Annotated in this window: 19 protein-coding genes; 15 read left to right on the top strand and 4 right to left on the bottom strand. The window is 48.0% G+C overall.

The features are described from left to right. The first annotated feature begins 7 nt into the window (after positions 1–7). The 14 genes from BUB37_RS18735 (at position 8) to BUB37_RS18800 (ending at position 12,434) form a co-directional block, all read left to right on the top strand. Complete coding sequence (locus tag BUB37_RS18735; RefSeq protein ID WP_072995361.1) at positions 8–2,152, top strand: M56 family metallopeptidase; 2,145 nt, start codon at positions 8–10, stop codon at positions 2,150–2,152. A 2-nt stretch (positions 2,153–2,154) separates the two neighbouring features. Continuing rightward, positions 2,155–3,291, top strand: coding sequence for a tetratricopeptide repeat protein (locus BUB37_RS18740; RefSeq protein WP_212635328.1), 1,137 nt, complete (start codon positions 2,155–2,157; stop codon positions 3,289–3,291). A 133-nt stretch (positions 3,292–3,424) separates the two neighbouring features. Further along, the gene (locus BUB37_RS18745; RefSeq protein WP_072995363.1) at positions 3,425–3,901 is read left to right on the top strand and encodes a hypothetical protein; all 477 of its coding nucleotides are present in this window, start codon (positions 3,425–3,427) and stop codon (positions 3,899–3,901) included. A 174-nt stretch (positions 3,902–4,075) separates the two neighbouring features. After that, positions 4,076–4,627: a crossover junction endodeoxyribonuclease RuvC gene (gene ruvC, locus BUB37_RS18750; protein ID WP_072995364.1), complete on the top strand. Its 552-nt coding sequence runs from the start codon at positions 4,076–4,078 to the stop codon at positions 4,625–4,627. Positions 4,628–4,671: 44 nt separating this feature from the next. Beyond that, the gene (locus tag BUB37_RS18755) at positions 4,672–5,034 is read left to right on the top strand and encodes a four helix bundle protein (RefSeq protein WP_072995365.1); all 363 of its coding nucleotides are present in this window, start codon (positions 4,672–4,674) and stop codon (positions 5,032–5,034) included. A gap of 56 nt (positions 5,035–5,090) precedes the next feature. Then, positions 5,091–6,224: a radical SAM family heme chaperone HemW gene (hemW, locus tag BUB37_RS18760; protein WP_072995366.1), complete on the top strand. Its 1,134-nt coding sequence runs from the start codon at positions 5,091–5,093 to the stop codon at positions 6,222–6,224. Positions 6,225–6,252: 28 nt separating this feature from the next. Next, on the top strand, positions 6,253–7,002 hold the full coding sequence (locus tag BUB37_RS18765; protein WP_072995367.1) for a cyclase family protein: 750 nt from the start codon (positions 6,253–6,255) through the stop codon (positions 7,000–7,002). A gap of 26 nt (positions 7,003–7,028) precedes the next feature. Continuing rightward, positions 7,029–7,379, top strand: a complete 351-nt coding sequence (locus BUB37_RS18770; RefSeq protein WP_072995386.1) for a DUF4260 domain-containing protein — start codon at positions 7,029–7,031, stop codon at positions 7,377–7,379. Position 7,380: 1 nt separating this feature from the next. Then, entirely contained in the window at positions 7,381–8,022 is a 642-nt protein-coding gene (locus tag BUB37_RS18775; protein ID WP_072995368.1) for a DUF4230 domain-containing protein, read from the top strand. A 68-nt stretch (positions 8,023–8,090) separates the two neighbouring features. Beyond that, a complete protein-coding gene (locus BUB37_RS18780) occupies positions 8,091–8,420 on the top strand; it encodes a Dabb family protein (protein ID WP_397459884.1) in 330 nt (109 codons plus the stop codon). Between the two features lie 117 nt (positions 8,421–8,537). After that, positions 8,538–8,897 carry an MmcQ/YjbR family DNA-binding protein gene (locus tag BUB37_RS18785; RefSeq protein WP_072995370.1) on the top strand — a complete coding sequence of 120 codons (360 nt, stop codon included), beginning with the start codon at positions 8,538–8,540 and terminating at the stop codon, positions 8,895–8,897. A gap of 73 nt (positions 8,898–8,970) precedes the next feature. After that, entirely contained in the window at positions 8,971–10,743 is a 1,773-nt protein-coding gene (locus BUB37_RS18790) for a MutS-related protein (protein WP_072995371.1), read from the top strand. A 43-nt stretch (positions 10,744–10,786) separates the two neighbouring features. Further along, positions 10,787–11,791 (top strand): metal-dependent hydrolase, encoded by a 1,005-nt coding sequence (locus tag BUB37_RS18795; protein WP_072995372.1) that lies wholly within the window; start codon positions 10,787–10,789, stop codon positions 11,789–11,791. Positions 11,792–12,074: 283 nt separating this feature from the next. After that, positions 12,075–12,434, top strand: a complete 360-nt coding sequence (locus tag BUB37_RS18800) for a hypothetical protein (RefSeq protein WP_094766796.1) — start codon at positions 12,075–12,077, stop codon at positions 12,432–12,434. A gap of 6 nt (positions 12,435–12,440) precedes the next feature. On the opposite strand, the gene BUB37_RS18805 is transcribed toward BUB37_RS18800, so the two are convergent. The 3 genes from BUB37_RS18805 to BUB37_RS18815 all read right to left on the bottom strand — a co-directional run bounded on the left by BUB37_RS18805 (position 12,441) and on the right by BUB37_RS18815 (position 16,210). Then, a complete protein-coding gene (locus BUB37_RS18805; RefSeq protein ID WP_072995373.1) occupies positions 12,441–13,541 on the bottom strand; it encodes a DUF4407 domain-containing protein in 1,101 nt (366 codons plus the stop codon). 114 nt (positions 13,542–13,655) lie between these two features. After that, complete coding sequence (locus BUB37_RS18810) at positions 13,656–15,842, bottom strand: M56 family metallopeptidase (RefSeq protein WP_072995374.1); 2,187 nt, start codon at positions 15,840–15,842, stop codon at positions 13,656–13,658. A gap of 2 nt (positions 15,843–15,844) precedes the next feature. Further along, on the bottom strand, positions 15,845–16,210 hold the full coding sequence (locus BUB37_RS18815) for a BlaI/MecI/CopY family transcriptional regulator (protein WP_072995375.1): 366 nt from the start codon (positions 16,208–16,210) through the stop codon (positions 15,845–15,847). Between the two features lie 265 nt (positions 16,211–16,475). On the opposite strand from BUB37_RS18815, the gene BUB37_RS18820 reads away from it, so the two are divergent. Then, positions 16,476–17,054: a PhnA domain-containing protein gene (locus BUB37_RS18820; protein WP_072995376.1), complete on the top strand. Its 579-nt coding sequence runs from the start codon at positions 16,476–16,478 to the stop codon at positions 17,052–17,054. 45 nt (positions 17,055–17,099) lie between these two features. On the opposite strand, the gene BUB37_RS18825 is transcribed toward BUB37_RS18820, so the two are convergent. Continuing rightward, a complete protein-coding gene (locus BUB37_RS18825; RefSeq protein ID WP_072995377.1) occupies positions 17,100–18,488 on the bottom strand; it encodes a dipeptidase in 1,389 nt (462 codons plus the stop codon). Positions 18,489–18,686 lie beyond the last annotated feature (198 nt).

Here is an 18,686-nt window from a genome sequence, read left to right on the forward strand (position 1 = left end):
GGTAATAATGGCACAGTACGTTTTAGAATGCATCGCCTTTCAATTGGTGTTTTTGGCCGTCTACGATTTCTTTTTGAAACGGGAGACCTTTTTTCAATGGAACCGTTTTTACCTTATCGGTACCTACCTTTTGTCATTGGTGCTGCCCTGGATAAAAATAGAAACCTTTAAAACCACTGTGCCCGAAAAGTATTATGTCTATCCCGAATATTTGTGGGGGCTTAACGATGGGGTAGAGGTTTCTGCCCCCGAAGCTTCACCTTTTCCTCTCCCTCCGATGGTCTGGGTCTTTGTACTTGGGGCGCTCGCAAGCCTAATTGTTTTTGCCCGAAAAATGTGGCAGTTGTACCGCCTGCGCCAAACAGGGACCATATCCTATTTTACGGACTTTACCCGGATTGTGATGGCCGATAGCCACATGGCCTTTTCCTTTTTCAAATCCATTTTCTTGGGGGACAAGGTACTCGAATCGGAGCACGGGAACATCATCAAGCACGAGCTGGTGCACATCAGGCAAAGGCACACCTACGACCTGCTTTTCTTTGAGCTTATGCGCATAGTGGGCTGGTTCAACCCCTTGGTCTACGTCTATCAAAGCCGGGTCTCTGAGCTTCACGAGTTTATTGCAGATGCGGAGGTGGCCCATAATAACAAAAGGGAACATTACGAGCTATTGCTGTCACAGGTCTTTCAGACCCAAGATATCTCCTTCATCAATCAATTTTTTAAATCATCATTAATCAAAAAACGAATAGTCATGTTACAAAAATCAAAATCAAGCGAAATCTCGAAATTAAAGTATTTGGCCTTGGTGCCCTTGTTGTTGGGCATTCTGTTCTATACCTCTTGCGAACGGGATTTTCAAGATGGAACTTCTGAAAATACGATAACGGTAAGCAATGTCGAAAGCCTTACGGCGGAAGAAGAGCAAGACCTGTATATCCGTCTAATGGAACACTCCAAGCAGGGAGGCGAATGGACCTTGGTTCTCAAAGACGATAACTCTACCATCACTTTTGCGAATCCCGCAAATGACAATTCCTTTATCTCCGGACCCAACGGGGTGCCCATCAAGGCTCGAATGCAAATTGAATCGAAAGTGCTGGAAAGTGATTTTGATATTTTTGAAAGCGGGTTAAAAAGTATTGCGCTTACCGGAGACAAGGTCGAGGTTCCCTTTAGGGTGGTCGAAGAGGTTCCGGTCTTTCCGGGCTGTGAAAATGCCGATGATCCACGGGACTGCTTTCAGCAGAGCGTGCAAAAGCACATCAGTAAGAACTTCCGGTATCCGGAAGAAGCCCAAAAACAGGGGATTGAGGGAAAGGTGTCTGTTATATTTACCATAAGCGAAGACGGAAATATCACCAACATCAGAAAACGTGGGCCACATAAACTTTTGGAAGACGAGGTAGAACGCATCATTTCACGCCTGCCCCGGATGGAGCCGGGAAAACAACGAGGTAAGGCTGTTAACGTACCGTTTTCCATTCCCATCGTTTTTAAACTGCAGTCGAGCTCGTTAGGAACATTTGCAGGTGATACGCCCCAAGAGGAACGCATGTCGATGGACGAGGTGATGGCGGGCTTGAATATGGTCCCCTTTGCCGAGGTGGACCAGGCGCCCATCTTTCCCGGCTGTGAAAACGAGGCCGATACCAAGGCCTGTTTTCAGCAAAGCATGCAAAGACATATCCGTGAGAATTTCAGCTATCCCCAAGATGCCCAGGAGAGGGGCGTACAGGGCAGGGTGGCCCTTGTATTTACCATTGCCGAGGATGGAAGCGTCCAAGGTATACGCTACCGGGGTCCCGACCCCTCCTTGGAAGAGGAGGCCCTCAGGATCATAAAAAAACTGCCTCAAATGCAGCCGGCCATTCACCAAGGGAAAGAGGTGGCCGTGGCCTATTCCATTCCCATTACCTTTAAGTTGCAGGGCGACGCATCGGGCAACGAAATACAAATTAGAAGTATCGAAGGCCCCGATCAAGAACCCTTAGTCTACATCGATGGTAAGGAGGTCTCTTATGGGGAGCTGAAGAAAACGGTTCCGGAAACGATCGAATCGGTCAATGTTCTTAAAGGGGAAGCGGCCCGTAAAAAATATGGGGAGAAAGGAAGCCATGGCGTTGTGGAAGTGACCCTTAAAAAATGATATTGAGAAAACTGATTCTTATCGGCCTGTTGATTGCGGCAAAGGCCGAGGCCCAGTCTCCGGTTTTTGCCGTAGCCGATAGCCTCTATGCCATAGGCGATTACACCAAGGCCATAAATGCTTATGCCCGTTCCGATAGTGAGCGGGCCCACCTTCAAATGGCCCGATCCTATACCGCATTGGGCCGGTTGGACAAGGCCATGAAGGAGTATAGGTATGTTTTGCGTACCGACTCCACGGCCCAGATTGCCGGTTTTGAACTGGGCAAGCTGCTCTTGAAGACCAAGGCCTATGACGAGGGGCTACAATTGTTTTCGAAGTTGATAGCCATAAATGCCACCAATCCCGAGTATCACTATTACCTGGCCGAAACCTATGCCGGGCTCGACCAACCCGCAAGCAGTCTCAATTCGTACAAAAGGGCGATAGAAAACGATAGCCTTCATTTAAGAAGCCTGTTTCAATTGGGAAAATACTTTGTGGCCAAACGGGAAAAGGAGACGGCGCTGTCGTATATAGACCAAGGGCTTTCGGTATACCCCGATGATGTGTCGCTCATCAATTTGAAGGCCTTGGCGTACTTCAACAATGACGAATACCCAAAGGCCCTGCCCTTGTTCGAGCGTTTGGTCGAACTAGGGGAGGCCAAAGAGTACATACTTTCCAAGTTGGCTTACTGCTATTTTAAAAATTGGGAATTCCAAAAGGCGAAATCCGTTTACCGACAAGTCCTTTTGCTAAACGACAAGAATGCCGATGCGTATTACAATTTGGGTCTGGTTTATCTAAAGGAACAACAGACCGATAGTGCCCACATCCACATACGCCGATCCATTGAGGTGCAGACACCGGTTCTGGCCGGGGAGTATGAGGCCTTGGCCCGTATTGAACGTGTAAGGGACAACCCTAAAAAAGCCTTGGAATATTATCAAATGGCACACAAGGAGGCACCCGAGGTTTCCCTCCTGTTCTACAATGTATGTACCCTATCGGATCAAGTTGATGATGACCCCAAAAAGGTATTGCCCCTATATGAGGAATATCTCGGGCGCTATGGGCATGAAAAGGGCTATGCCGTGCAAATGGCCAAGAAGCGAATCGCGCAGTTAAGGGAAGAGATTCATTTTTCGGCGGATTGATTTCCTACAAAATCCGTCAAATTTCCGCAACGTAACTTTCTTAAATAGGAGATTAGGATTTTATTGTGTTATTTTTGAGGTAGAACTGGGCAAAAGAGGCGCGAAGATGTACAGTCTCTTAGAAATCTAGGCAATGCGAAACCTCATAACATTCTTACTTCTTTGTTTTTTGACAGGCTGCAACTGGAGCGCCTCGCGTGAAAAGAAAACCCGTGAACTGGTCAATGAAGAGATTTTGGGTATCGATTGGGACGATGTGGATAAATACCCCCTCTTTGAGGTCTGCGACGAAACCGTCGACAAAGACGAGCAAAAGGCTTGTTTTACCAAAACCCTGCTCGACTACCTTTCGCACAGCCTACAAAGATCGGAGCTCGTATTGGAGGAAGAGGTGGCAGATACCCTTTATGTCGACTTTTTGATGGATGACCTCGGTGCGATTACCTTGACGGAAATTCACGGTGCGGAAGGAACCCGCAATTTTGAAGCGGTGTTCAAAAACCATATCCAATCCGGACTCGACAGCTTGCCAACGATCAAGCCGGCCCTAAAAAGGGGCATTCCCGTAAAGGTCAAGTTTCGTGTGCCCATTGTCTTGAGTCCGCAATAGGGTTACGGGTTAATAGTTACGAGTTATTAGTTACTAGTTAATAGTTATTAGTTGTAAGTTATTAGTTATAAGTTGATAGTTATTGGGTAGTTGGGGTAGGGTGCACCCATGGCGAAGAACAAACAATACATGTATCACCCCGAAAGGTTTCGGGAAAAGCAATCATAAAAATACTTGAAAACTGAAAAAATTATATTAGGAATCGATCCCGGTACGACCATTATGGGTTTCGGACTCATAAAGGTAGTGGGCAAGAAGATGGAGTTCATCCAAATGAACGAGCTTTTGCTGCAAAAGTACAACGATCCCTATGTCAAACTGAAACTGATCTTTGAGCGTACGATCGAGTTGATCGATACCTATCACCCCGATGAGATCGCCATAGAAGCGCCTTTCTTCGGCAAAAACGTTCAGTCGATGCTCAAACTGGGCAGGGCACAGGGCGTGGCCATGGCCGCGGGCCTGTCAAGACAGATTCCCATTACGGAGTATCTTCCCAAAAAGATAAAGATGGCGATTACCGGCAACGGTAATGCCAGTAAGGAGCAAGTGGCCAAGATGCTCCAAAGCCTATTGGGATTAAAAACCTTGCCCAAAAACCTGGACAGCACCGATGGCCTTGCAGCGGCCGTTTGCCACTTTTACAACCAGGGCCGGGTCGATGTCGGTAAAAATTATTCGGGCTGGGAGGCGTTTGTAAAGCAGAATCCTAAAAAGGTCAATTAGCAATGAGCAATTAGCAATGAACAATGAACAATAAACAATGAACAATGACTCAAAAAAGCAATCCTTTAGCGGAAAAGTCATATTCCTTGGCATTGGAGATTGTGAAGGTTTCAAGGTTTCTCTCCGAGCGGAAAAAGGAATATATACTTTCTAAACAGCTTCTTCGTTCAGGAACTTCGATTGGCGCCAATATCGCTGAAGCAAATGGAGCTATCTCCAGTGCAGATTTTTCAGCTAAGGTGTCGATTGCCTATAAGGAAAGCCTAGAAACTAAATATTGGCTGAGATTGTTGATGGATTCAGGCTATTTGTCCGATAGTAAGGCGGGGTGTTTGATTGAAAAGGCGGATGAGTTATCGCGCATTATGTTCTCTGTTTTAAAATCTACAAGAATGAAAAAGCTTTGACTGATATCAGGGTCTTCCCAATTGTACATTGTTAATTGCTAATTGTAAATTGAACCATGAGCGGCATCTACATCCATATCCCCTTTTGCAAACAGGCCTGCCATTATTGCGACTTCCATTTCTCGACTTCAATGGGGAAGAAAGAAGCCATGGTTGCGGCTTTGCGGAAAGAACTGCTCTTGCGTAAGGATGAGTTTAAGGGCGAGGTGGTCGAGACCATTTATTTGGGCGGGGGTACGCCCAGCGTTCTGGAGCTGCACGAGATACGGTCGATAATCGATGCGGTTTACGCCGATTATAAGGTTGCGGAGGCGCCCGAGATTACCTTGGAGGCCAACCCCGACGATTTGTCCACCGAGAAGATAAAGGCCCTTTCCAAGAGTCCTGTCAACCGCTTGAGTATTGGAATACAGTCCTTCTTTGAAGAGGATTTAAAACTGATGAACCGGGCGCATAATGCCAGTGAAGCGGAGAATTGCATTAGGGAAGCGACCGCCTATTTCGATAATATTTCCATCGATTTGATCTACGGCGTTCCGGATATGACCAATGAGCGCTGGAAGCATAATATAGACAAAGCCCTTTCCTTTGGTGTTCCGCATATTTCGAGCTACGCCCTAACGGTAGAGCCCCGTACCGCCCTGGCCAATTTTATTGAAAGGGGAATCGTAAAGAATGTGGACGACGAGGCGGCACAGGCCCATTTTCATCTGTTGGTCGACACCTTGCAAGCCGCCGGTTTTGAACATTATGAGCTGTCGAATTTTGGGAAACCCGGATACTTTTCAAAAAACAATACGGCCTATTGGCAGCAAAAAAAGTACCTGGGTATCGGTCCGTCGGCGCATTCCTTTGACGGTGTTCGCAGGGCTTGGAACATCAGCAACAACCCAAAATACATCAAGGCCATTGGCTCGGGGGAGCTTCCCATGGAAACGGAGACCCTTTCGGTAACGGACCGCTACAACGAGTACGTAATGACAGGGCTGCGGACCATTTGGGGCGTATCGATGGAGAGAATAGCTTCGGATTTCGGGGAAAGGTATAGAAATTACGCCCTTCGCCAAGCGGAAAAGCATGTTGGGGAAAATTTGCTTTATTTTAAGGGGGATGTTCTCTTGACCACCAAAAAGGGAAAATTTTTGGCCGATGGCATAGCAGCCGATTTATTTATGGTTAATTTATCGTAGTCTTAATTCTAAAACCAGGACGAAAATTATGAAAGCATCCATAGAACTCGACAAAAAAAAATATACGATAGACTTGGCGAAGCCCCTTGATATTTCGATTCCTTTAAGGGGCAATGCCCAAAACGTGAACGCCTGGTACCTAGGCCATCCAAAAATCGAACCCCATAGGGACGGCGATTTTGTGGGCAGGGTTGCCGAGGGCGGCTCCACCAATTTCAACGATATTTGGTTCAATCCGCATGCGCACGGTACCCATACCGAGTGTGTCGGGCATATTACCGAAGAGTTTCATTCGGTCAACCAGAACCTGGACAGGTACTTTTTTCGGGCCGAACTGGTAACGGTGGTTCCCGAACTTCGGGAAGATGATTGGGTGGTTTCAAGGCATGTTTTGGACCACGCCATGCAAAGCGCGGCCATTGAGGCCCTTATTATCCGAACCGCACCCAATGGGCGCGATAAGTTGTCAAAGCACTATTCGCATACCAATCCGCCTTATGTATTGCCGGAAGCCGTGGAGCTCTTGCTGGAAAAGGGAGTGCGCCATTTACTGGTAGACCTTCCATCGATAGATAAGGAAAAGGACGGTGGGGCATTGAGCGCCCATAAGACCTTTTGGGACTTTAACGGACAGTTGCGTAAAAATGCAACGATAACGGAGTTTGTTTACGTGCCTGACGGGATCGAGGACGGATTCTATTTTCTGAACCTTCAGGTCGCCGCCTTCGAAAACGACGCCAGTCCCAGTCGCCCCGTACTTTACAAAATAGAGCCATAAAAGGGTAACCTGATAATTTAATGGGTATGAAGAACAGTTTAAAGTTGGAAGAGTTGGCCATGTTCGGCCTGGGCATTTACCTTTTTGCCATGCTGCCGTACGCATGGTGGTGGTTTTTGGCACTTTTGTTGGCTCCGGACATAGGAATGGTCGGTTATCTTTTTGGAAATAGGATAGGGGCCTTGGTCTATAATCTCTTTCACCATAAGGCCATAGCCATTGCAATTTATGTTTTGGCAAGTTATTTTTCGCGACCGGAATGGCAGTTGGTCGGGATTATCTTATTTTCGCATTCGGCCATGGACCGTATGTTCGGTTATGGGCTAAAGTATGACAAAGGCTTTAAGTTTACCCATTTGGGTGAAATAGGAAAATAAAATGGATACGATTTTCGATTCTTTTTTGGGTCTCGTCCTTGGGGCCATTCTCATGTACTGGGTGTTCTCCTTTTTTCGGAACAAGAAGAGCAAGGAGGTTACCGAACACCAGTCGGAGGTACTGCTCGACAAAATACGTACGGTCTGTAAACTGGTCTCCGTGGAAGGTGATTTTGCCGAGATTTACCGCTACGAGAATAAAAAGGAACGGTTCATGAGTTTGGTGACGAGCAAGAAAAAGGCCCTTATCGTAATCAATGCCAAGGCACAGATCGGCTACGACCTCAAAAAGATAGGGATGCACGCCGACAATGAAAACAAGCGAATTGTCATGACCAACTTCCCCGAGCCCGAGATACTTTCCATAGAGCCCGATATCCAATTTTACGACATACAGAGCGGGATGTTCAATTTCTTCTCCCCCGACGACCTTACTTTGTTGAACAAGGAGGCCAAACAGCACATTCGGGAAAAAATTCCGGAAAGCGGACTAATGGAAACGGCTAAAAAGGAAGCCGTTCAGGCCGTGCTCCTCATTGAAAAAATTGTGGAGACCATAGGTTGGAAATTGGATTATTCGAGTCTGAAGATTTCAGAAAAACAGAAAGAATTAATTGAAAAAGAAGCATCTACGGAACCATGAAAAAATTGACGACCACTATTGTATTTTTAATGATAGCCATAACTTCTTATGGCCAAACAACAACTGAAATGAGAGAATTTGACCCTAACTTTGCACACACGGTTTATTTCTGGTTAAAAAACCCGGACAGTCAAGAAGACCGTAAGGCCTTCGAAACATCACTTCAAAAGTTTTTGGACAATTCGGCCTATGCCAAGACCAAATTTATCGGCAAGCCGCCTAAGGCAAGCCGCGATGTGGTAGATGGCTCGTTTACCTACTCTTTGATCGTAACCTTCGAATCGGCGGAAGCCCAGCAAAACTATCAAGACGAGCCGCCGCATAAACTTTTTGTGGAGGAATCGGAAAAATTATGGTCGAAGGTCATCGTCTACGATTCGATGACGATACAGGATTAACCGGGTTGCGGGCAAGGGTGGCGGGGTGATTGCAACCCTGCCGGCGATGATAAGGGAAACGGTCAAATGGTAAAGGCATTGGCGGCCTTGGCCCCAATAGAGAAAAAATCGTAGGATATGGACATCGAAGCGTTTCGCGATTACTGTTTGGCCAAAAAGGGCGTTACCGAAGAACTGCCTTTTGGTCCCGACACCCTTGTGTTCAAGGTAATGGGCAAGGTGTTCGCCCTTACGGGACTAGAAAGGCTCCCGCAACAGGTAAATTTAAAGTGTGCACCCGAACGTGCCCTTGCCCTGCGCGAAAGCTACGATGGGGCGATTATCGCCGGATACCATATGAACAAGGCACATTGGAATACGATCATACTCCACAAGGTTCCATCGAACTTGGTGGCCGAGCTTATCGACCATTCCTATGACCTCGTCGTGGCCAAGTTCACCAAAAAACTAAGGGCGGAGTACGAGGGTCTCGATTAGGGTGGGGCAAAGGCTTTCGTTCAACTGGTAGAGAAGGTGTATCTTTATGCGCCATCAAAAATCGAGGCCCATAATGCAAGAATTGATTTCCTTTTACACCGCTGAAATCGAAAGGTACGAGAGTGAACTGTCTGTTGCCAAAAAGCGTCTTTACGCCTCGAGCATGCTTCGATTGCTCGTTTTTTGCGGGGCAATCGGCGGACTCTACCTTGCCTATCCCCAAGGAAAATGGATGTTGGCCCTGCTCTTGCCTGCAATCGCCTTGTTTCTTTTTTTGGTGACAAGACATTCGCGCCTGCAGTACCGGCGCGACCTGTTGACAGCGCTCATAGATATCAATACAACCGAACTACGGGTACTCCGGCGCGATTTTCACGATTTGCCCGACGGATCCGAATTCAAGGACCCCTTGCATTATTATAGCCAAGACATCGACCTCTTCGGCAGGGGCTCGTTTTATCAGTATGCCAACCGAACGGCCCTTAAGCAAGGCTCTGAAATTTTTGCCCGTTTGCTTACTGAAAATGGCATCGATGGAATCGAATTAAAGCAAGAGGCCATAAAGGAACTGGCTCAAAATCCGGAATGGCGGCAAAGGTTTTCGGCCATCGCCTCATTGGCGAAAACAGGGGCGACCACCCAAGGCATTTCAGATTGGTTAAAGGGTTACCAGCGCTTCGTTCCGGGGGTCATGAAAGTGATTCCCTATGTCTTCTCGGCGCTCACCCTGTGCTGGTTGGTACTTTATTTTATGGATGTCGTACCCGAGGCCCTTTTGATAACCTGGTGGGTGGTAGGAATGGGCATAACGGGGGCCTACCTGAAAAAAACAATGTTCTTGATGGAGCACACGGCAAATGCCCAAAGTGTTTTTCAGCAATACCACAAGTTGATGGTACTCATAGAGGACCAAGAGTTCGAGGCCAGGATGTTGCAAAACGAAAAGACCAACATTACCTCGGAGAAATTCAAGGTTTCGGAGGTTACGGAGCGTTTTTCGAAGCTGTTGTACAATTTGGACAAGGTGGGCAACCTGGTCTATTCCATTTTTGCGAACGGATTCTTTCTCAGAACGGTAAGCCATTGCTATCAGGTTGAGGATTGGATCGGGAAGTACGGGACCTATACCGAAAAATGGTTCGACACCGTGGCCTTTTTCGATGCGTACAACAGTTTGGGCAACTTTGCGTTCAACCACCCTTCGTACAGTTTTCCCAAGATCGCGAACGGCGACCGGGTTTTGGAATCGATAGGTACCGGACACCCGCTTTTGGACCCCGAACAGAGTGTCTTGAACGACTTTACCATAGACAAGCAGCAGTTTTTTATTGTTACAGGGGCCAATATGGCGGGCAAAAGCACTTTTTTGCGCACCGTTTCACTGGAAATCGTGATGGCCAACTTGGGATTGCCCGTATGTGCAAAGGAGGTAAGGTATTCGCCGATCAAGCTGATTACCAGTATGCGTACCACCGATTCGCTGACCGATGACGAATCGTATTTCTTTTCCGAACTGAAACGGCTGAAGTTTATCGTCGATGAAATTCAAAAGGACCGCTATTTTATTGTACTTGATGAGATCTTAAAGGGAACGAACAGCATTGATAAGGCCAAGGGCAGCCGAAAGTTCGTCGAACGCCTTGTCCGATCAAGGTCAACGGGCATTATTGCCACCCACGACCTAAGTCTTTGCGAGGTGGCCGATGAACTGCCGCAAGTGGAGAACCATTATTTTGACGCGGAAATTATTGACAACGAGCTGCATTTCGACTATAAGTTTAAAGACGGCGTCTGTAAAAATATGAACGCCTCGTTCTTATTGAGGAAAATGGAAATCGTTGATTAGCCATAGGCAGTTAAAAAAATAGAAACACCGAATATTGTAGCACATGGATTCATTGACCCAGATCGTTTTGGGGGCCGCCGTCGGGGAGGCGGTACTGGGGAAAAAGGTAGGCAATAAAGCCATGCTTTACGGGGCTATCGCCGGTACCATTCCCGATTTGGATGTGCTCGCCAACTACTTTTTCGATACCGTTACGGCAACCGAATTGCACCGGGGGTTTACGCATTCCATCTTCTTCTCCGTGGTGTTCGCCCCCTTGTTCGGGGCATTGGTCTCCAAAATCGAAAGCCGGGGACCGGCAGGTTTTAAAGACTGGTCGTGGCTGATGTTCTGGGGCATGGTCACCCACCCGGTGCTCGACGCCTTCACGACTTGGGGAACGCGCTTGTTCTGGCCCTTTGACCTACGCCTGGCCTTTCAGAGCATCTTTGTCATAGACCCGCTGTATACCCTTCCGTTTCTGGTCTTTCTGATTTTGGCCATGAGGGAAGACCGAACCTCGCCCAAGCGAAGAAAATGGAATGGGCTGGGGCTTGTGGTCAGTACTTCGTACCTGGTGCTGACCCTGATCTTGAAGGGGGTGGCCTATTACAAATTCGACCAGGCCCTCGAGGCGCAGAATATACCGTATGTAAAAATGGACACCCGTCCGTCGCCCTTCAACGGTGTGTTGTGGATGGCCAACATAGATGTGGGCGATGCCTATCTGATGGGCAATTACTCCTTTTTCGATTCAAGGGGAATAAGCTTCGAAAGCTATCCGAAGAACCATCAAGATTTGGGAGATTTGGCAGCCAACGGCCGGGTTAGGCGCTTGATCGGCATTACCGACGGCTGGTACGCCATCGGAAGATCGGACGAAGGACTCCTTTTTAACGACCTGCGCTTCGGATTGGTCAGCCTCGACCCGGGGGAAACCCAATTTGCCTTTAGCTATCTTTTGAAACCAAGACCGGACGGTGATGTGGAGGTGGTCAAACTTCCCCGAAGGAAGGACGATGCCAAAAGATTGATGGCGGCCCTATGGAAGCGTATTTGGGGAAATTGATCCCAACGTCCCTGTCTTTGAAGTTGTCCAAAAGGGATGGAAGGACAAAATTACGCGGTACAGGGTGCCAAACCTCGATAAAACGGCCTTTCCCCAAAAAAATTTTAAAGTAAATACTATTGTATTGCGCCCATCGTTATTTACCTCTACAGGGAGAAACCACGTTTAATTCCCTGCTGCCTACTTAAATTTCCGTTTTCACAACAAAACCTTAGGAAAAGGTAGTATAATTCTTACCTTTAAAATCTAAGATGGATTTTGTTTAAACGGTGTATGCTCTTAAATGCGTGCTCTAATTATGGATGTACAGGAAGAATATTTACGGGAAGTACCTAATCTAGATTATGTAGTTGATCTGGTAGGCACACAGGATTTTGAGTTTAAACAAAAGTTTGTGGCCATCATGAAAACTGAATTCAGATGGGATTTGGGTAAGTATCTATACCATATCAAAATCGATGAGCCCAGGGCGGCGGCCGAGATCGTCCATAAGCTGAAGTACAAGTTCAGTGTGCTGGGCATGAAAAAGGGTTTTGACTTTGCCGAGGCCCATAAAGAACGGCTGGAAGTGGGTGATACTAGTCTCGATCCCGATTTTAAGGTATTGCTAAAGACCGTCACCCGTTTTTTGGATACGGTTTAAACCTGTTTAAAGTCCCTCCAACTGTCCTTTTTGAAAGGCATCTGCCTGAAGTTTCAAAAGCTCCTCGGCCTTTTGTTTTTTATAGGCATATACGGCTTCCTCTTCGGTAATATCGCTATATATCCGGTTGTTCAGTTCGGTATCGGTAGCCCATATCTTTTCCCGTTGGTGTACCTTTTGGCTTACCCAAGTACGGAGGCTACTTTCCTTATCTTCCAGTTTTAGGTCGTATTCGCCCTTTGGGGCCAATAATTTGGCGATGATCGGGGAGGTTTCGATAGCGAGGAACAATAGAAATATAAAGAACGAAGGTAACCAAGGGAGTTTTTCGAGGGCGTTGATGCGGGCCATGAGCCCGTCAAAGCCATCGATGATCGGTTGGGTGTTCTTTACGGTTTCTGCATACTCGGTGTTCAATGCGGCGATCTGGCTTTCTATGACCGCTATTTTTTCTGCGTTGCCTTCCTTTAGCTGCCTTAATTCTGCAAGGGACGCATCGTGCTTGTCGCGTTTTTCGGCATATACGGGACCCTTGCCCAGTAGGCCGGTTCCGGCCGTGCCCTCCGCCTCTGAAATATAGGTATCGTATAGGGCGTTGGTCTCGGCTTCCTTTATGGCGATTTCCTGCTTTAGGTCGTTGATGTCTTGGTTTAGTTTTTCAATGACCGGGGTATATTGTTGGGCCAGCTGTTGTTTGTTGGCCAAGGTCATCCCGTTTTTTTCCTCCAGCAAGACCTGGTCGATCTCTTTTTCAAAGATTTTCAACTCCAAGGGTTTTGAAATAACGATGGCGATGATTAGGGCCAATAGAATCCGGGGTACGGCCTGTAGTAGTTCCTTGCCCCAGCGGTTTCGTTTTTTTAGGGTGGAGACGATAAAACGATCGAGATTAAAGATCAAAAGGCCCCAAATGAGTCCGAAGGGAAGGGCTGAGTACATATTGTCGAAAACCGTATAAAGCGCATAACTGCTGGCGATGAAGGCCATTAGGGCGGTAAAGAAGACCGTGGCGCCGATACCGGCGAATTTGTTTTGTTCGCCTTCGGAGCACGTATCAAGAATAGCGGTATCGGCCCCCGAGCAGAGGATAAAGAAACGTTGTAACATAGTGTTCTGGTTTTGATTGATGATGATCCATATAGACTGTTAGAACGGTAAATTCAACAATTTGTTACAAAAAAAGCCTTCTAAATGAAGGCTTTAACGTATTGTTTGTTCGGCTCAGTCGTCGATCTCAATGGGTTCGGTCGATAGTTTTACGACGGGCCTCTTACCCTTGGTGCTTCGGGAATCGATGTTGACGCTCTTGCTCTTTTCAAGAATCTCGATGGCCTTTTTCGAACTGATTTTCTTGCCTTTATAGTAGAACAGGGCATTTTTTTGCGCCATCTCCCTTACATGTTCGACGGGGGATTTGGGCTGGGGCGGACTTACCGGTTTCACGGTAAAACTTTTGCGGACGACTACGGCTTCGCCATGGGGGCGATCGATGTGTTCTACCACTTGTACCTCGTCGTAAATTTCCTTTGCCTCTATGAGTTCTTCAACGGCCTTCTCGTCGATGGTTATGGAGTATTCGATGTCTTCGGCAATTTCAGTGGCTTCTTCGGCCGTTAGGGGCGGGGCCATCACAAGTATTTTCTTCTTGATCGCTGCCTTGGTCGATGGACTTAGCTCTATAACGTGGTCTTTGTTTTTCGTGCTTACGATGATCTTATGGACGGGAACCGACCCTACGGCATCGTAAATTTCCTGGTGTTCGACGATGTCCGCTACCGCCTTTTCATCGATGGCTATGGTAAAGTCCATATCTTCCTCCAATTCGATCGCTTCTTCGGGCGGCGTAGGCGGTACGGGCGGGGCCGGGGGTTCGGGCAGTTCGGGGAAAGGTTCCGCGTTTTTTCGTTGCTCGGCGTCCATACCTTCGTAGAGGTATTGCATGCGTTCTACATCCGATTGGCGTATGCGTAGGTTTTTGCCCTTGGCGATCATCGCGTTGTACTTGCCTGCCAGTTTATTGTACTCCTTAAATTCCTTCGGCGTTAGTGAGGCTTGTTGGGGATAGGCCTTGTGTTCGATAATGTTTACCATCGCGGCGCCGAATTCCGATACTATGGCATCGATTTTTTCCAAGACCTCCTGCGGGGCCTTGGCGTCGGCGGTGATGAGTACCCTTAGTTTTTTCTCCCTTTCCTCGTAGGTTTTTGGGGTATTGAGTTGCTTGAGGTATTCGGGAAGTTCGTCGACTTCCAGTAGCTGTGCGTCGATCAGTAGGAGGCCGTTTTTATTGACGCCGATCTCAATTTCCTGAACGGTTTTTTGCAGGTGGCATTCCGGAAAGGGCCGGGCATTTTCTTTCTGGCTTTCCGACATTTTTCGGTACAGGGTTTCGAGTACCTTTAGGTCTTTTAGCGGTATAAGCCGCTTCTCAACAGGTTGGGCGTTGTACTTACGGGCCAGTTTGTCGTACCGTTCCAGTTCGCCATCAGTGGCCCCGTTTTGGGTAATTTGCAGGGGTGCTGGCTCTTTGGGCAGGGTAACCTGTTCGCTAAAGCCCAGTATGAGCATGGCGATCAAGGGCAAGGCGGCAAAGCTTCTTAAGATCACCGACTTTTGGGAGGTGCTTTTTTTCATGACTGTAAAACGTTTTTTGATTGATGAATAATTGATGGCATTGGCCAAACTCGACTGATTATCTTTAGGGTTTGTTGATGAGGCAAACGCCAAAAGTGTATTTTGGTATTGATGGGTCGGGGTACCTGATTTTATGACGGCCTGGTCGGCCAAAAATTCGTGGTTCAGCTTGATCCAATTTTTTAAGACGTAGACCAAGGGGTTGAACCAAAAGAGAATTTGTGCCAGTTCTACGAACAGGATGTCGAGGCTGTGTTTCTGTTTGGCATGGGCGGCCTCGTGAAGCAGCACCTCTTCGGGAATCTCGCTCGATTCGAACTTGCGTTTGTTCAAAAATATGTAGTTGAAAAAGGTGTGGGGCACCGTACCGTTGGGAAGCAATACCTTGACCAGGGAATGCACCCTCAGTTTTGGGTTGTTGCGGATGTCGATAACGATTCGCCTTAAGTTCTTTGAAAACCGAAAGAGAAGCACCGACAGGCCCAATAGATAGACAAAGGCAAGGATATAGGTTCCGTCAAGGTCGGCAGGTTCGTCGGCCGTGGCGACGACCATTTGCTGCGGGGGCGTTTCAAGGTTCTCGACCTGGACGACGGGCGGGGCGACCTCGATATATTCTACGAAAACGATCGAAGGAATTACAAGGGAAAGCAACAATGCGCCAATGAGGTAGACGCGCTTAAAACCGTGCATCGGCTCGTTTTCGAGCAAAAGCTTGTAGAAGGCCATAAAGATGGCCAAACAAGCGGTCGATTTAAGAAGGAATACCCACATGGCTATCGTTTTTTGATTTCGTTGTCTATAAGTTTTCTCAGCTCTTCGAGCTCTTCGCGGGTGAGGTCGGTCTCTTGGGTAAAGAAGGAGGCGAACTGGCCGGGACTGTTGTTGAAAAAGTCTTTGATGAGTCCGTTGACGTGCTTTGAAAAATAGTCCTTCTTTTTGACCAGCGGGTAGTATTCGCGCGAGCGCCCCACATGGGTATAGGCCACAAAGCCCTTGTCTGTCATGCGCCGAAGAAGGGTAGCTATGGTGGTGATGGCCGGTTTGGGTTCGGGATAGGCATCGAGAAGGTCTTTCATAAAGGCCTTTTTTTGCTTCCACAAAAGGTTCATCAGTTCTTCTTCCGCTTTTGATAGTTTCATCTTGGCTTTCTTTTTGTTCTACAAACATAGAACAAATATTTTAATTCTACAAATGTAGAATGTTTTATTTGCATATGGGGCGTGATCGCGTTAGGGATAGGAGGGAAAAGCCCGCATTCGCCCTGAGGCGAAGCGGACTTGCAACGGATAGCCCGACCTCGTTCACGACGAGGGAACGCCCGACATAGGAATTGCTGTATAAAAGTCGGGCCGCGAACGGCCTTTTCTGATCGAAAATTTTAAATTTGGGCCTTATTTAAGAATTATGAGTGTACTTGAAGAGTTACAGAATAGAAGTGGCAATGCCTGTGAACTATGTGGTGCCACGGACGAATTGAAGGTTTACGAGGTGCCGCCGATCTCTACCGGTGGTGTGGACGGCAGCATTTTGGCCTGTGGTACCTGTATCGGTCAAATCGAAAATGCCGATACGATGGATCCCAACCATTGGAGGTGCCTTAACGATAGTATGTGGAGCGAGCACGATGCCGTAAAGGTGGTCGCCTGGCGGATGCTTTCGCGTTTAAAGGACGAGGGCTGGCCCAAAGACCTGCTCGATATGATGTATTTGGAAGATGAGGCCTTGGAGTGGGCGAAGGCCACGGGAGAAGGTCTTTCGGAGAGCGAAAAAATCGTTCACCGCGATGCCAATGGCGCCATTTTGGAGAACGGCGATAACGTGGTGCTCATTAAAGACTTAAAGGTAAAAGGCTCGAGCATGGTGGCCAAGCAGGGTACGGCGGTACGGCGTATTTCGCTGGACCGCGAGAATGCGGAGTATATCGAGGGCAAGGTAGACGGCCAACAGATCGTGATCATTACCAAGTACGTCAAGAAAACCTGAGTTAAAAGGGAGTCATTTTGCATCGACTCCCTTTTTTTACTTTTTTTATGCCTTCATATCGGTGAAATACCGGTAAAAATAGGGAATGGTCTCGATTCCCTTAAAGTAGTTCCACACCCCGAAGTGTTCGTTGGGCGAGTGTATGGCGTCGCTATCGAGTCCGAAGCCCATCAGTATGGTCTTGCTTTTCAGTTCCTTTTCGAATAGGGCGACGATGGGTATACTGCCCCCGCTACGTTGGGGTACCGGGGTTTTTCCAAAGGTGGTCTCGTAGGCCTTGGCCGCCGCGCGGTAGGCCACGTTGTCGATCGGGGTAACATAGCCCTGCCCGCCGTGATGGGGGGTAACCTTTACCTTTACGCTTTTTGGGGCGATACGCTCAAAATGATCTTTAAAGAGCTGGGTGATTTCTTCCCAATCTTGGTGGGGCACCAGACGCATCGATATTTTGGCAAAGGCCTTACTGGGGATTACGGTCTTGGCCCCTTCGCCAGTATAGCCGCCCCAGATACCGTTTACGTCCAAAGTGGGGCGAATGGAGTTTCTCTCGTTGGTCGAATACCCTTTTTCGCCGTAGACGTCATCTATTTCGAGGGTGTTTTTATAATTCTCGAGGCTAAAGGGGGCCTTTGCCATTTCGGACCGTTCTTGTTCCGATAGGTCTTCTACCTTGTCGTAAAAGCCGGGTATGGTAATGTGGTTGTTTTCATCGTGAAGCGACGCGATCATTTGGGCCAGTACGTTGATGGGGTTGGCCACGGCCCCGCCATAGAGTCCGGAATGTAGATCGCGATTGGGTCCGGTGACCTCCACTTCGACGTAGCTGAGGCCTCGCAGGCCCGTGGTTATGGAAGGTACGTCGTTGGCGATCATGCCGGTATCGGAAATCAGGATGACGTCGTTGGCGAGTTTTTCCTTGTTGGCGGCAACGAAGGTCCCTAGGTTTCTACTGCCCACTTCTTCCTCGCCCTCGATCATAAACTTGACGTTGCAAGGCAATTGGTCGGTCTTGACCATAAACTCGAAGGCCTTTACATGCATGTACATTTGACCCTTGTCGTCGCAGGCCCCGCGGGCGTAGATGGCCCCTTCGGGGTGTGTGGGCGTTTCCTTGATCACGGGCTCGAAGGGCGGGGAGTTCCAGAGGTCCACCGGATCGGGGGGTTGCACGTCGTAGTGCCCGTATACCAAGACGGTCGGCAGATCGGGGTCGATGATCTTTTCGCCATAGACAATGGGGTAGCCATCGGTTTCGCAAATCTCGACCGTATCGCAGCCTGCATTTTCCAGGGCGGTCCTTACCGCTTCGGAGGTGTCGAGAACGTCTTGGGAGAATGCCGTATCGGCGCTTATCGACGGAATTTTGAGTAAATCGATAAGTTCGTCTAAAAAGCGGCCCTTGTTTTGGGCCAGGTATTCCTGTATATTTTGCATGATACGAAATTAGGGTAGTTTTTAAAATTACAAAAAAGAACGTTTTAGTAGTTTTAAAATTTAGAGATTTCAAAAATTGCTTTATATTTGCATCCCGAATTGATAATTGAAATGCAGGCGTGGTGGAATTGGTAGCCCCGCCCGAACGTACCGCTCGGTGCGGGCGGGCACGCTAGAAAGTCTAGCGCAATAGGGGGG

The sequence above is a fragment of the Pseudozobellia thermophila genome (genome assembly GCF_900141855.1).
In the GTDB taxonomy this organism is placed as follows: Bacteria; Bacteroidota; Bacteroidia; order Flavobacteriales; family Flavobacteriaceae; genus Pseudozobellia; species Pseudozobellia thermophila.